Genomic DNA, 14624 nt, shown 5'->3' on the forward strand with positions numbered 1-14624 from the left:
GCTTGCGGCCGAATTATGTGCCGGATGTCGGTCGACGATCGAAGTTGATTACGTTGAATGGTGAGGGACGCAAGATGTCAGCCACTGCGCGGATTGCGGGTAAGGTTCACAAGTGGCTGGCGCTGCTCATGGCGATCCAGATCCTGTTCTGGTTCGTGAGCGGGCTTTTCTTCGCAGTTGCTCCCATCGAGCAGGTCCGTTCCGAGCACATGGTGGCCTCCGCGCCGTCGCCCGATATCGCTATCGGAGACGCCGCGGCCGGGTTGCTGCGGATCGGCAGCGCGGCGCCCGGAGAGCGGATCGAGATCAGGAGCATGCTGGTGCGACCAGTGGCCCTAGTCTCCCCCCGTGAAGGCCGCCCCCGCCTGTACGACCTGGCGACGGGGCAGCAGATCTCGCCCATCCCGTCTGCGCTCGCGGTCCAAATCGCGGAAGCCGACTACATCGACGACCGCAAGGCTGCCAGCGTGACGCTGGTGACGGAGGAATCGACCGAGTATCGCGCAGCCCTGCCGGCATGGCGGGTCGATTTCGATGATGACACCGATCGGGCGCTCTATGTGGCGCAGGATACGGGCACCGTTACCGCCAGGCGGTCGACCCTGTGGCGAGTGTTCGATTTCATGTGGTCCCTCCACATCATGGACTTCAAGAACCACGAGAACTTCAATACGCCGCTGCTGATTTCCGCCACGGCATTGAGCCTCGTGATGATCGTCGCGGGCATCGTCCTGTTCCCGAGCCGGCTTGGCTACAACGCTTGGCGTAGGAGGCGCAGACGTCGCCTCCTTTCCAGAACTTAGTAGCCTTACGACATCGCCTGCTCGTTAGCTGGCGGACGGCGCAAGATTGCTGGAACGTCTGCTCACGGGCTCCCGCAGGGCGGGCCAGAATGTCCTACTTTAGGGCGCGTAGCCGACGGATCGACGCAGCAAGGCTGAGAGGCCCCGATAAATGCGCTGCGGTGTCCCGCTGCTCCAGCTGTGATGTCCTTTAAGGGCCGGTCGAGACATGCAAATTTCAGTTTCCGGGTCGCTGATTTGCCAGGGCCAGAAGCCGGGGTGGTGCTGATTTCCAGAGCGACGTCGAGCGGCGACGACCTGCCGCGCAGCATCGAACTTTTGTAAAGCCGAAACCGTCTAATCGGGGCGATCAACCGCGGTGCTTGGCTTCGATCTATGCCAACCCTTAGCTGCTGGAAATCTCCTGCCACACGATTGCGCACATGCAGCTCGTTAACGGGTTATACTGAGCGCGGCATTCCGGCCGGAGCAGGGGCAGCCCGCGGCTGGCCTACCGGCGGCCAACGGGAAGCTGAACGGGCAAACTGCGGGCGATGGGTGGTTACCTGCGCTGAGGGTCCCCCGTCTGCTGTCAGTGTCAGCCTACCCCTCGGAACCGCCGGTCGCCCAGTATGAAAATTTTTTTCGGCCCGACGACGCATCAGTCCTGCTCAATTGTCGGCCAACCAAATGGTGAACCAACAACACTGTAATGGGTGTCCCAGACAGACAATCTGGTAAACCAGTTTAAATAATCAGCCACGAATTAGTGCACCAAACAAATAAACGGCCACTTTTGTGACGTTTCAGCTCAATGGCGGGGGTTTACAATTCAATTAAGAGACTAATATGTGGGCCGTCCTCGCGGATGAGGGCGGTTGAAGAGTATGGAAGATGTTAGAAGTTAGCGTGCTTATAGACGTGGAGGCGACCGTTGTGACTTCGAGTCCGGTTCATGCGAACTCGGTCATGGAGCACTTCGTATCGCTGAGCTCCGATTATGCTCTCAATGCAGTTTGCGGAGAGCTCGATGCTGAGTTCGACGACGTTGAAAGTGGTGAGTCGCTAGCGGACGGCAAAGTGCGCTTCGACTTTGAGCTCTATTATCGACATCTCGAGTACGCCCCCGATGTCGCTACAGCGAAGAAGAACGCAATGGCTTCACTTCAAAGGATCGTCACCAACGCAACTCCAATCTTGGCTTCATTCGAGGGGGAGGCCCCCGCTGGTTTCCAAATTCAGGCGCTGCCGGAAACACTGAGCGCGAAGGTGTTCACGTGACCTCCCTGGTGACCACAAAGGAACCAGGGATGTCGACGACGGCCGCTTCCAGATCGCCACTCTTTTCGCGGGCCCTAGTTGGCGACTGTGGGCCGGATTGCTTGCCGGGCTTACAGGCTCAGGGACATTGCGATTCAATCTGGGAGGGCAATCAGTGAGTGCCGAGCTTCCGAGAGCCGTCACAACCCCGTCAAAGGCGTTCTGTTACGAGTATGTGATGTGTCTTGCTTGTGGAGCTAAGCGCCTGACGCTCGCGCGGCATATCCGAGCGGCACACGCTGTGAGTATCGAGCAGTATCGGGCGCATTATGGGCTTGAGCCAGACTGTCCGTTGATCGCTCGTGCGTATTCGAACCGCCTGCGGTTACTCGCAGCCAAGCACCCCATTGGCCTTCGACAGGGCCGAAAACATTCTCGTAATCTTCACGACGGAGCGCCGTCTATGAGGGCAAGACAATGACTACGCCCGCGCGCATTTCTCAAGCCGATATGGACCGCGCGACGAAAGCAGTCGCGGCGGCGAGGATCAGCTCTGCGCGCATCGTCATGGACTTGGAGAAGAGGCGGATCGAGATCATCATCGGAGAATCAGCAAAAGCTTCCGCATACGAGGAATGGACCGACGATGACGTCTAATCTCCCCGACAATGTGCGTGCCGTGAAGGATCGTCATGGCAAGATCCGTTACCGCTTCCGTCGAAAGGGCTTCAAAAGCCGCTACATTTCCGGTGAACCCGGCACAGCCCTGTTCCATGCCGCCTACGCTGAGGTGCTTGCGAGCGCTGCGATCCGCCCGGAACCCGTCAAGTCGCGGCGCCACGTCAATCCGCGCACGCTTGACGACCTTCATCGCCGCATGAAGCTGACGCCAAAATGGAAAAAGAAGAAAGACAGCACTCGGCGTGTTCAGACCGGAATCATGGAGCGCTTCCTGGATCGGGTTGGCAAGTCCGGCAAGCGCTTTGGAGACCGGCCCGTGAGCAAGGTCACTTATGGTTGGCTCGAGAGCATTCTCGGTGAGATGTGGGAGACGCCGGCCGCCGCCAATGTGCTGCGGCGCGTGTTGTCGACGCACCTCGACCTTGCGATCAAGCTAGATTGGATCTCAGTAAACCCCGCCCGCCTAACTGAGAAATACGACGAAGGAGAAGGCTTTCATACCTGGGAAGACCACGAGATCGAGCAGTATCGCGCCACGCACGCGCTGGGTACCATGGCTCGTCTGACGCTCGAGCTCGCCCTCAACACGGCTGCCCGGCGCTGTAACGTCAACAAGATCGAACGCGAGAACATTGTAGGCGGACGGATCGTCGTCGACCACGTGAAGAACAACAACGAAAGCAATGTGCCGATGCTGGCTAGCACGCGTGCGGCAATCGACGCCCTGCCAGCCACACCGATCCGCTATCTGGTGACAACCGCTTTCGGGAAGCCGTTCACAGACAATGGCATGGGGAACCGGATGCGCAAATGGTGCGACGAAGCTGGGTTACCGCATTGCTCTCTGCACGGTCTGCGGAAGGCCCTATCCCGTCAGCTCGCCGAGCATGGATCGACCGACGCCGAAGGCCAAGCAGTTACCGGCCATAAGAAGGCAGAGACCTTCCAGAAGTACCGAGCGAGAGCAAATCGGGCACTTCTCGCGGACCGTGCTTTGTCCAACCTTGGGCCCCTGGCAGATGTCCAACCTGTGGAAAGGGACTAGTTTACAGATGCTTGCGCACAATAGTGGTGCCTCGGGGCGGATTCGAACCACCGACACTGCGATTTTCAGTCGCATGCTCTACCAACTGAGCTACCGAGGCAGGCACTGCACGACGGCGCTGTCAGCGGCCGGCGGTTGGCGAGGCGGCGCTATGGCCAAGGGCGCGCGCCTTGGCAAGTGCCTCAATCGCGTGATGCGTCAAGCGCCCGGTCAAGGTCTTCGGGATCGGCCGGTCGTCCGGGCACGGCGTAGCTGTCGGAAAACCACCGGACTAGGTCGCGGTCCTTGCACCGGGTCGAGCAGAACGGCGCGTGGGCATCGCTGCGCGGCTTTCTGCAGATCGGGCACGGACGAGCGGCGGGGCGGCTGGGCGAGGTCATCGGGGAACCATCTGGGCATGGCCCGGCCCCAGCGCAACATCGGCGGCCGGTTGCACCCGTACTTCGCGCCCAGTTCGCCGCGCGAGTTCGGTCAACCACTCCGGTAAAAGCGCGGCGACCACCGCCGGGTGCGCGCTGAGCAGCACGGCGCCCGCGCCAGCCAGCCCTTCGGCATCCCGCAGCAGCTTGCGCGCAGCGGCACCCGCCCGGTCGAACGCCAGCCGATGCAGCAGTGACGGGCCGGTCTGGCGCGCAACCAACTGCACGAAGCCGAAGCCGTTCATCGCCGTCCGCTCGTGCGCCCACCCGGACAGCGCCTGTCCCAGGAGCGCATCGACCGCCTTGCGGTCCTCACGGGCAGCCAAAGTGGGAAAGTCGACGCCGATCGATCCCCCTAGATCGAACCGGGCCAGCGATGCGGCAAGCGACGGGACCGCCGCGAGCGCGAGCGCGCGCGCCGCCAGGGGACCGTCGACGTCGATCAGCGTCATCGCGGCGGTCGGGGCGAATCGCAGCGCGCCGCCGGGAAAGGCGACATCGCCCTCCCACGCTTCGCTCCACAGCTCGTCCCAGGCCCCGTCGGGGAAGCGGCGCACGACCGAAGCATCCGGCAGCGTCTCGGCCAGCGTCGGCGCTGGCCGGGGGTCCGCGTCGGTCGGGCGCGCCTGGGCGAGCTTACCCCGCTTGCGTTCGGTCACCGCGGCGCGGGTCACTTCCAAGCGCAGCGGAGCGCCTTCGCTCGCATCCGGCGACAGGCGATCGACCAGCGCGTCCTCACCACTCGGGAAGCGGGCGCGCCCGCGGCTTGCGCCCTTGGCGCGCTCAACCAGCACGGCATCCGCCACCAGCCCCGCTTCCAGGCCGCCAGGCCAGCGCAGCCGGGCCGACACCGCGCGTCCGTTCCGATATTGGAGCGCCCGCTCCTCGCCGATCCCCTGTTCGACCAGCCAGATCATCTGGCCCGAGTCACCGGACTTCGAAGCCTGCCGCCTGCAACAGCGCGCGGGTCTCGAACAACGGCAATCCCACGACGCCCGAGTGGCTGCCCGCGATCCACGCCACCAAGCCTTCGGCAGAACCCTGGATAGCGTATCCGCCCGCCTTGCCGTGCCATTCGCCGCCCGCGAGGTAGGCGTCGATTTCTTGGCTGGAGAGGCGCTTGAACCGGACCTGCGTTTCGCTCAGCCGTTCGCGGATCGTGCCATCGGGTGCGCGCAGCGCGATGGCGGACAGGACCCGGTGCCGGCGGCCGGAAAGGAGTTCCAGGCACCAGCGCGCGGTCGCCTCGTCTTCCGCCTTGGGCAGAATACGCCGGCCCGCGGCCACGACCGTGTCCCCGGCCAGCACGAATTTGTCAGGAGCGGGCGCGGCGAGTGCCTTTTCGCGCGCCATGCGTGAAGCATAATCGCGCGGCAATTCAGCCCCGCGCGGCGTTTCGTCGATGTCGGCAGCGATCACGTCCGCCGGCGTGATGCCAAGCCGCGCAATCAGTTCGCGCCGGCGCGGGCTGGCTGAAGCGAGGATCAGGTCGGGCATGCCGCCCGGCGCTGGTTACTGCGGCCCCGGGCCGCCGCGCCCAGGCATGAAGCGGTAGGTGATCCGCCCCTTGGTCAGATCGTAAGGCGTCAATTCGACCAGCACCTCGTCACCCGTCAGCACGCGGATGCGGTTCTTGCGCATCTTGCCGGCGGTATGGCCGAGGATTTCATGGCCGTTTTCGAGCTCCACCCGGAACATCGCGTTGGGCAGCAGTTCGACCACTTTCCCACGCATTTCGAGGAGTTCTTCTTTGGCCATGCGGTTTGTCGGTACTTTCTGATGATTGGACGAGGCGGATGCCCGGTCGGACTGGCCGCGCCCCATATACGCGCTGGCGCCAAAAGGGAAGCACGCGCTCATCGCAGGGAAAGCTTTGCGCGACAAAAAGTTACCCGAGTTCGGGTTGTGCCCCATGCCCACTTCCGCAAGGCAGGACGTCGCGGAAGGGGAGCCGCAGCCAACAATCAAGGATACAGATCACTTGCGTTCCCTTTACCCCGTTTCGCTGTTCGCTCTTGCCATCGCTGCTCCCTTGAGCGCCCAGGATGCCGGCGGCACCGCGCAGGCGGAGACCCCGGCGGCCGCCGATGACGCCGACGCCGACGAGAGCGAGATCGTCGTCACCGCCACGCGGCTGCCGGGCCAGGTGATGACCGACAGTCCGCCGGTGCTGGAACTGGAGGAAGCGGACATCGCCGCATATGGCGCAACCTCGATCGAGGATCTGGTCGCGCAACTGTCTCCGCAAGTCGGTTCTGGACGCGGCCGTGGGGGGCGCCCGGTGATCCTGGTCAACGGCCAGCGCATCACCAGCTTTCGTGAGATCCGCCGCTTTCCGCCCGAAGCGATCCGCAAGGTCGAGGTGCTGCCCGAGGAAGTCGCGCTCAAGTTCGGCTACGCTGCCGATGCGCGGGTGATCAACTTCATCCTGAAGGACGCGTTCGCCTCTACCGAAGTGGAAGCGGAATTCAGCGCCCCGACCCGCGGCGGGACCGCGACGGCCGAGGCGGAGGCATCGCTGCTGACGATCACCGGCCCGCGCCGGACCAGCGCTAACCTGGAATACACGCGGACCAGTCCGCTGACTGAAGGCGACCGCGGCGTCGTGCAGGCGGCCGGCAGCAGTCCGACGCTCGCTACCGATCCCGATCCCGCTGATTACCGTTCCCTCGTCGCGCGCTCGGAAACGATCGAGGCGAACGCCACTCTGACAACCGGGCTGGGCGAATTGGGATCAGGCAAGCAACTGACCCTTAACGGCAACGTCAGCCGCAATGTGCGCACCGCGCTGTCGGGGCTGGACACGGTGGTGCTGACCGATCCCTCCGAGGCCCAGGCGCTGCGCACGCTCGATGCCGATCCGATCACCCGCAAGACCGCGACCGATACCTATTCGCTCGGCGCGGGCTACAATATGCCGCTGGGCGACTGGCAGCTTTCCAGCACGCTCGACGCCAGCCGCACCGACACTGACAGCCGCATCGACCGGCGCCGCGACACGGGCGGGCTGGTCGCTGCCGCCGCGGCGGGGACGCTGGCGCTGGACGGCGCGCTGCCGGCCACCGCGGGGGGCGGGTTCGACCAGTCGCTGAGCCGGGTCTGGTCCGCTAGCCAGAAGAACACCCTCGCCGGCACGCCCGTGCGTCTGCCGGGCGGAGAGGTCAACGTGACGCTCGACGCGGGCTACGACTGGACCCGGATCGAGAGCAGCGACACCCGTTCCGGCCTCGCGCCGACCCAGCTCACCCGCGGCAATCTCAACGCCGGATTCAATGTGGGCGTGCCCATCGCCAGCACGCGTGAGGGGGTCCTGGACGCGATCGGCGACCTGTCGCTCAATTTCGGGGGCGGGATCGATCATCTGTCGGACTTCGGCACGCTGACCGACTGGAATGTGGGCGCCAACTGGCGACCGGCCGAAAAGCTGGCGCTGCAGGGCAGCTACACCGTGCGCAAGGTCGCTCCGGGGCTGAGCCAGCTTGGCGGCCCCACCATCATTGACGTGAACGTGCCGGTGTTCGATTTCTCGACCGGGCAAACCGTGCTCGCCACGGTAACCAGCGGCGGCAATCCCGGCTTGCGCGAAGAAACCCAGCGCGATCTCAAGCTGTCGGCGAGCTACGACCTCGACTGGTTCGACCGGGCCAACATCCGCGTCGAATACTTCCGCAACCAGTCGGACGACACCACCGAGGGGTTCCCGCTGCTGACCCCCGCCATCGAGGCGGCGTTCCCGGGCCGGGTGGCGCGCGCGGCCGATGGCACGCTGCTGTCGATCGACCGGCGTCCGGTGACTTTCGCTGAGCGCAATTCGTCGCGGATCCGCTACGGGATCAACCTGTTCGGCAAAGTCGGCAAGCCGAAGCCGGAGACCGAAGACACCGGCGGCGCGCGGCGCGGTGGTTTCCGCGGCGCGATGGCTGCGGCGGAGCCCGCGCCCCCCGCGGCAGGTGCCGGCGGATCGTTCGATCCGGCGCGGTTCGCCCAGATGCGCACGCAGTTCTGCGCCAGCCCCGCGGACGCGGGGCCTGATCTGTCCGGATTGCCGGAGCGCATGGCCGAGCGACTGAAGGGCGCCGACGGACAGATCGATCCGGCGAAGGTGGCCGAAGCGCGCACCCGCATGTGCAACGCCGACGGTACGCCGCGCGCCGACGCCGGCGGTCGCACGTTCGATCCGGCGCGCTTCGCGGCCCTGCGCACGGCGCTCAACTGCGGCGCGGACGGGCAGCCGGTCGATCCCGCCGCGCTCCCGCCGGAAATCGCCGATCGGCTCAAAGGACCTGACGGAACGATCGACCCGGCGCGGCTCGCCGAGCTGCGCACCCGGTTGTGCGCGCTGCCGGCGGACGGCAGCGGCGGCTCCGGCCGGCGCGGCGGTCAGCCTGGCGGACAGCGCGGTCCGGACGGCGAGCGCGGCGCCGGTGCCGGCGGGCGCGGCGGCGGGCGCGGCGCCGGCGGCAGTCCCTTCGGCGGGGGCGGCGACGGCCAGGGTCGCTGGAATCTGTCGCTGTATCACACGGTCGAACTCACCAATCGCGCCCTGATCGCCGATGGCGGCCCGGAGCTCGATCTGTTGCAGGGCGATGGCCTTACCGATGGCGGCGTGTCCCGCCACCGCATCGAGCTGGAGGGCGGCGTGTTCAAGGACGGACTCGGCGCCCGCGTTTCCGCCAATTATCAGTCCGGCACCACCGTGCGCGGCAGCGGCTTGCCGGGATCGAGCGATCTGCGGTTTGGGGAGCTGGCGACGGTCAATCTCAACCTGTTTGCCAATCTTGAACAGCAGGATTGGCTGACGGGCGGCGGCGAACCGGGGTTCTGGAAGGGAACCCGGCTCAGCCTGAGGGTGAGGAACCTGTTCGACGCGCAGCAGCGAGTGACGGATGCGGACGGGATCGTTCCGCTACGCTATCAACCCGCGCTGATCGATCCGACCGGTCGCACCGTCGGGATCGAATTCCGCAAGATGTTCTGACCAATATCCGCGCGCGACTGTCACTTGACGGTCGTGCGCGGCAAGGCGGACGCCGCTTTGGCGATGCGCCCGCTAGATGGCCTCGCCGGCCGCGACGCCGCTCGCCCAGGCCCACTGGAAGTTGTAGCCGCCCAGCCACCCCGTCACGTCCACCGCTTCGCCAATGGCGAACAGGCCGGGCACGCGTTTGGCCTCCATCGTCTGCGACGACAACTCGGCGGTCGAGATCCCGCCCACGGTGACTTCCGCCTTGGCAAGCCCCTCGGTCCCGGTTGGATGGAAGGTCCATGCCGCCAGCCGCATTTCGGCTTCGCGCAATGCCTTGTCGGACAGGTTCGCCAGTTCCGCCGGCATTGCAAGTCGGTCCGCGAGAATATCCGCCAGTCGGGCCGACAGGGCACCGCGCAGCAGCGAGCGAAGGGTCGCGCGCGGGCTCGCTCGCTTGGCCTCGACCAGCCATCCGGCTGAGCGGTCCGGCAGGAAGTCGATGACGACCGGCTCTCCCGGGCGCCAGTAACTGGACACCTGCAGTATCGCCGGGCCCGACAGGCCGCGATGCGTGAACAGCGCGGCCTCGGCGAAGCGGGTCTTGCCCGCGCTCGCCGTAACCGGAGCCGATACGCCCGAGATTTCGCGGAACAGCACCTCCTCGCCGCCGAGGGTGAGCGGGACGAGGGCGGGGCGCGGCTCCACCACCTTCAGCCCGAACCGGCGCGCCAGGTCATAGGCAAAGCCGGTCGCCCCCATCTTGGGGATCGACGGGCCGCCGGTGGCGATCACCAGTGCGGGCGCGGCAACGTCGCCCACGCGAAACGATCCATCGGCGTGATCGACTGCGCCCACATCGGCACCGCACCTGATCTCGACCGAGCCCCTGGCGCATTCGTCCAGCAACAGATCGACGATCTGGCGCGCCGACCCATCACAGAACAGCTGCCCGAGCGTCTTTTCATGCCAGGCGATGCCATGGCGTTCCACCAAGTCGAGGAAGTCGCGCGCCGTGTAGCGGGCGAGGGCCGATTTGGCGAAATGCGGGTTGGCCGACAGATAGCGGTCGGGCGCGGTGTGGAGGTTGGTGAAGTTGCACCGGCCGCCGCCCGAGATCAGGATCTTCTTGCCCGGTGCCTCGCTCTTTTCGACGAGCACCACGCGCTTGCCGCGCTGGCCTGCACGCGCGGCGCACATCAGGCCGGCGGCGCCTGCGCCCAGAATGATCGCATCGTACTGCATGGCTCGACGTTGCGCTTAGGTCGGTTACCGCTCGACGCAAGAGCGGGAACGATCACGGTGCGGGGGGGATTGCCCTCGTATCCCCCCGCCGCTCTCCACTGACGATCATCTCCGAGCGGCCAGCAAACTGGAACGCCGCCATGAACAAGATGATGCTCCTCCCGCTTGCCGCCGCGGTCATGACCGCTGGTTGCGCCACCGATCGGTACGGCGGGTATGGCGATCGGTATGCCAACAACGACTATGGCTATTACGATCGCGAATATTCCAGCCGCTATGGCCAGTACGACTACAACCGGCCCGATCCGCGCTATGGCGGGTACTACGCCGACAATTACTACCGCAACGACAGCCGCTATCGCGAACGTCAGCTGTCGTACGATGACCGGGTGTATCGCGGTCGTGACGGGCGGCTTTACTGCCGTCGGTCGGACGGTTCGACGGGCCTGCTCGTACTCGGCGGTGCAGTGGTCGGCGGGGTGGCCGGCAACGTCATCGCGCCTGGCGATTCGCGTACGCTGGGGACGATCATCGGCGCCATCGCCGGGGGCGCGCTGGGTGCCGCGGCAGCAAGCAACGCCAACCAGTCGGCCTATTGCCGCTGAGGTTGCGCCGACGAAAAGCAGGGCCGGCTTTCCTTCGCGGAGGCCGGCCCTTTTCATTCGCGCCCGCGACTCCTAGCTGATCCCCATGTCGCGCACAGGTGAACGATCCGGGGCCGGAACCCCGCCAGACCCGCGCGGTCAGGATCGCTTCCTGGAGGAGCGGGCGACCTACACCGTGAAGGGCGCCGGCGCGCAACCGGACCTGGAGGCGGGAGTCGCCGCGATCCGCGACACCGTGCGCACGCTGCGGCCCAAGCCGGGCGTATATCGCATGCTCGATGCGCGCGGTGACGTGCTCTATGTCGGCAAGGCGCGCAGCCTGAAGGCGCGGGTGGCGAACTATACCCAGGTCAAATCGCTCTCCACCCGGCTCAAGCGAATGGTCAGCCAGACCCGCCGGATGGAGATCGTCACCACGAACTCCGAGGCGGAGGCATTGCTGCTGGAAGCGCAGCTGATCAAGCGGTTCCGCCCGCCGTACAACGTGCTGCTGCGCGACGACAAAAGTTTCCCCTTCATCCTGCTGCGCGCCGAGCACGCGTTTCCCCGCATCCAGAAGCATCGCGGAGCGCGGCGCAGCAAGGGCAACTACTACGGCCCGTTCGCCAGCGCGGGCAGCGTCAACACCACGATCAACGCGCTGCAGAAGCTGTTCCTGCTGAGGAGCTGCACCGACAGCTTCTTCGCCCGGCGCGACCGGCCCTGCCTGCTGTACCAGATCAAGCGCTGCAGCGCGCCGTGCGTCGGCCGGATCGACGAGGCCGGCTATGCCGAGCTGGTGGCCGAGACCAAGGATTTCCTCTCCGGCAAGTCGGGCGCGGTGCAGAAGAAGATCGAGACCCAGATGGCCGCCGCCGCCGCCGATCTCGACTTCGAGCGGGCGGCGATGCTGCGCGACCGGTTGCGCGCGGCCACCGCGATCCAGGGCAGCCAGGCGATCAACGCCGCCGGGGTGGGGGACGCCGACATCTTCGCGCTCGCCAGCAAGGGCGGGCAGATGGGGATCCAGGCGTTCTTCGTGCGCGGTGGGCAGAACTGGGGCCACCGCGCGTTCTTCCCCAGCCACATTGAAGGCGAGACCGAGGAGGACGTGCTCGCCGACGTACTCGCCCAGTTCTACGAAGAAGTGCCGCCGCCGCGCACGATCCTGCTCGACCGCGACCTGCCCGAATGCGAGCTGCTGGCCGAGGCGCTGTGCACCGCCGCCGGCCACCGGGTGGAGATCAGCGTCCCCCAGCGGGGCGACCGCCGCCGGCTGATGGCGCAGGCGCAGCGCAACGCGGTGGAGGCGCTGGAGCGGCGGCTGGCCGAAAGCGGCACCAAGACCCGGATCATGCGCGAGCTTGCCGAGTTCCTCGAGCTGCAGGAGCCGCCTGACCGGATCGAGGTATACGACAACAGCCACATCCAGGGGACCAAGGCCGTCGGCGCGATGATCGTCGCCGGGCCCGAAGGCTACCGCAAGGGTCAGTACCGCAAGTTCAACATCAAGACAGCGCAAACCAATGACGACTTCGCGATGATGCGCGAGGTGATGACCCGCCGCTTCGCCCGCGCGCTGGAGGAAGACCCCGACCGCAGCCAGGAACGCGGCAGCGGTGTGTGGCCCGACCTGGTGCTGATCGACGGCGGCAAGGGCCAGATGTCGAGCGTGAAGGACGCGCTGGAGGAACTCGGCATCGAGGACGTGCCGTTGATCGCCATCGCCAAGGGGCCGCACCACGGGCGCGAGGGGCGCGAGGTGTTCCATTTTCCCGACGGGCGCGAGAAGATGCTGCCGACCAATTCGCCGCTGCTGTTCTACCTGCAGACCTTGCGGGACGAGGTCCACCGCTTCGCCATCGGCGCGCACCGCGCCAAGCGCAGCCGCGCGATCAGCGCCTCACCGCTGGACGAGATCCCCGGCATCGGCCCCGGCCGCAAGCGCGCGCTGCTGCTGGCGTTCGGCACCGCGGGCAAAGTGCGCGCCGCGGCACTGGACGATCTCAAGCGCACGCCCGGCATCAGCGAAGGCGTGGCGCAGAAGATCTATGATTTCTACCACCCGGCGGGGTGAGGAGGGATCACTCCTTCACCAGGTTGAGATCCTGGAAGTCGAACGAGAAGTCGGTGATGTCGGAAATCGGCTTCATCGTGATGCCGGTCACCTTGCCGTCCTCCACCGCAAAGGTGACGAACGCATCGGCCTTCATCGTCCGGTCGGGCCAGAACGCCGCGAACGTATCGCCATCGTAAGGCGTCAGCGGCCCGTCGAGCAGTTCGGATCGGCTCATGTCGATCGCCAGCCGGCCGCGTTGCTCGGTGATCGTCACGGTGCCGTACCACTGGTCACGATAAGTGCCGGCGTAGGCACTTAATGGCAGGCTGGGTTTCTTCGCGTTCTTCGGCGGCGCCGCGGCTGCGGCCACCGCGCTCTTGGCCGCGGCATTGACCTCCGCATTGGACTTGATCGCGCCCGCGATCACGTCGTTGTCCTGCTTCCCGTCGATCAGCTTGTCGGCGATCTGGCGGGTCCACGCGCCCGCGGTGCTCATGTAGTCGTTGGACGAGGCGAACACCGCGATGTTCCGTTGCGGGATCAGGATCAGGTTGCTGGTAACCCCAGGGGCGCCGCCCGAATGGTGAACGATCGGGGTGCCTTCCAGGTCCGACACGAACCAGCCGAGCGCATACATCTGCAAGTTGGTCGAGCCGCCGGTGGGCCGGATGATCCCGCTGCCGACCGGGGTGACGCCCTTCCACAGCTCGTTCTTCTGCTTTTCGCTGACCAGGCGCTGGCCATCGGCCGTCACTCCGCCATCGAGCCAGAACTTCGCCCACTTCATCATGTCGGCGGATGGACACCAGATGCCGCCCGCCGGGGCCACGGTGGGGCTGAACTCCATTCGCGGGTCGATCGGTACGCCCGCGCTCGCGCCCGCCTCGCGCTCGTGACCGCGCACGTGAGGCTGCCCGGGCTTGAGGCGCGAGCCGTCGGCGGCGCACGCCGTCATGCCGACGGGGCGGAAGATGTCGTCGGTGACGAAATCCTGCCAGCTCTTGCCCGAAACCCGCTCCACCACCTCGCCAGCGACGATGTAGAGCAGGTTGTCGTAGGCATAGCCGTCGCGAAAGCCGGTGGTCGGCTTCAGGTGCTTCAGCGCGTTGATCACGTCCGGCGCCTTGGCGTTGCCGTCAGGCCACATCACCAGGTCGCCCGCGCCGAGCCCCAGGCCCGAACGGTGCGTCAGCAGGTCGCGCACGGTAAACCGCTCGCTGACCCAAGGGTCGTACATGCCGAATTCGGGCACGTACTTGCGCACCGGATCGTCCCAGCCAAGCTTGCCCTGATCGACCAGCATGGCGAGCGCGGTGGTGGTGAACGCCTTGGAGATGGAGGCGATCGGGAACAGCGTGTCGTTGGTGACGGGCTTGCCCGAACCCTCCTCCAGCGTGCCGAACGCGCCTGAATAGACGACCTTGCCGTCCATCAGCACCGCCGCGGTCATCCCCGTCGCGCCGAGCCCTTCGATGATTCGTTCCGCCTCGGCCGCGTAATCGGGCTGGGCGACCTGGTGCGCATAAGCCGGCTGCCACGCCAGCGCACTGGCAGCGACCGTCGCTGCGATCCGGACCCTCATCATC

At 65.9% G+C, this 14624-nt stretch carries 14 protein-coding genes and 1 tRNA gene; 8 read left to right on the forward strand and 7 right to left on the reverse strand.

From position 1 onward, the window contains the following. Positions 1 to 74 precede the first annotated feature (74 nt). From E0504_RS11305 to E0504_RS11325, 5 genes are all read left to right on the forward strand, one after another. The gene (locus E0504_RS11305) at positions 75 to 803 is read left to right on the forward strand and encodes a PepSY domain-containing protein (protein WP_131624106.1); all 729 of its coding nucleotides are present in this window, start codon (positions 75 to 77) and stop codon (positions 801 to 803) included. An 888-nt stretch (positions 804 to 1691) separates the two neighbouring features. After that, positions 1692 to 2063, forward strand: coding sequence for a hypothetical protein (locus E0504_RS11310; RefSeq protein ID WP_131624108.1), 372 nt, complete (start codon positions 1692 to 1694; stop codon positions 2061 to 2063). 154 nt (positions 2064 to 2217) lie between these two features. Then, positions 2218 to 2523 (forward strand): MucR family transcriptional regulator, encoded by a 306-nt coding sequence (locus E0504_RS54180; RefSeq protein ID WP_131624110.1) that lies wholly within the window; start codon positions 2218 to 2220, stop codon positions 2521 to 2523. Then, the gene (locus tag E0504_RS11320) at positions 2520 to 2699 is read left to right on the forward strand and encodes a hypothetical protein (RefSeq protein WP_131624112.1); all 180 of its coding nucleotides are present in this window, start codon (positions 2520 to 2522) and stop codon (positions 2697 to 2699) included. The genes E0504_RS54180 and E0504_RS11320 overlap by 4 nt, the downstream gene beginning before the upstream one ends. Next, positions 2689 to 3768, forward strand: coding sequence for a tyrosine-type recombinase/integrase (locus tag E0504_RS11325; protein WP_131624113.1), 1080 nt, complete (start codon positions 2689 to 2691; stop codon positions 3766 to 3768). The genes E0504_RS11320 and E0504_RS11325 overlap by 11 nt, the downstream gene beginning before the upstream one ends. Positions 3769 to 3792: 24 nt before the next feature. On the opposite strand, the gene E0504_RS11330 is transcribed toward E0504_RS11325, so the two are convergent. The 5 genes from E0504_RS11330 to infA form a co-directional block, all read right to left on the reverse strand. Beyond that, a tRNA-Phe gene (locus tag E0504_RS11330) sits at positions 3793 to 3868 on the reverse strand. An 82-nt stretch (positions 3869 to 3950) separates the two neighbouring features. Beyond that, the gene (gene yacG / locus E0504_RS54185; protein WP_131624115.1) at positions 3951 to 4148 is read right to left on the reverse strand and encodes a DNA gyrase inhibitor YacG; all 198 of its coding nucleotides are present in this window, start codon (positions 4146 to 4148) and stop codon (positions 3951 to 3953) included. Further along, a complete protein-coding gene (locus E0504_RS11340) occupies positions 4145 to 5104 on the reverse strand; it encodes a ribonuclease (protein ID WP_131624117.1) in 960 nt (319 codons plus the stop codon). Before E0504_RS11340 ends, yacG begins: the two co-directional genes overlap by 4 nt. Positions 5105 to 5114: 10 nt before the next feature. Then, positions 5115 to 5684, reverse strand: a complete 570-nt coding sequence (locus tag E0504_RS11345; protein WP_131624119.1) for a nucleoside triphosphate pyrophosphatase — start codon at positions 5682 to 5684, stop codon at positions 5115 to 5117. A 15-nt stretch (positions 5685 to 5699) separates the two neighbouring features. Beyond that, entirely contained in the window at positions 5700 to 5945 is a 246-nt protein-coding gene (infA, locus tag E0504_RS11350) for a translation initiation factor IF-1 (RefSeq protein WP_057883479.1), read from the reverse strand. Between the two features lie 223 nt (positions 5946 to 6168). Here infA and E0504_RS11355 point away from each other — a divergent pair, with 223 nt between their 5' ends. Continuing rightward, positions 6169 to 9165: a TonB-dependent siderophore receptor gene (locus E0504_RS11355; RefSeq protein ID WP_131624121.1), complete on the forward strand. Its 2997-nt coding sequence runs from the start codon at positions 6169 to 6171 to the stop codon at positions 9163 to 9165. 72 nt (positions 9166 to 9237) lie between these two features. On the opposite strand, the gene E0504_RS11360 is transcribed toward E0504_RS11355, so the two are convergent. Further along, on the reverse strand, positions 9238 to 10395 hold the full coding sequence (locus E0504_RS11360; protein ID WP_131624123.1) for an NAD(P)/FAD-dependent oxidoreductase: 1158 nt from the start codon (positions 10393 to 10395) through the stop codon (positions 9238 to 9240). Between the two features lie 140 nt (positions 10396 to 10535). Here E0504_RS11360 and E0504_RS11365 point away from each other — a divergent pair, with 140 nt between their 5' ends. Then, positions 10536 to 11000, forward strand: a complete 465-nt coding sequence (locus E0504_RS11365) for a glycine zipper 2TM domain-containing protein (protein ID WP_131624125.1) — start codon at positions 10536 to 10538, stop codon at positions 10998 to 11000. Positions 11001 to 11085: 85 nt separating this feature from the next. After that, positions 11086 to 13056: an excinuclease ABC subunit UvrC gene (gene uvrC, locus E0504_RS11370; protein WP_131624127.1), complete on the forward strand. Its 1971-nt coding sequence runs from the start codon at positions 11086 to 11088 to the stop codon at positions 13054 to 13056. 7 nt (positions 13057 to 13063) lie between these two features. Here uvrC and E0504_RS11375 read toward each other — a convergent pair whose 3' ends face one another. Next, on the reverse strand, positions 13064 to 14623 hold the full coding sequence (locus E0504_RS11375) for a serine hydrolase (RefSeq protein ID WP_131624129.1): 1560 nt from the start codon (positions 14621 to 14623) through the stop codon (positions 13064 to 13066). Between the last annotated feature and the right edge of the window lies 1 nt (position 14624).

This window comes from Parafrankia sp. BMG5.11, from assembly GCF_004337455.1.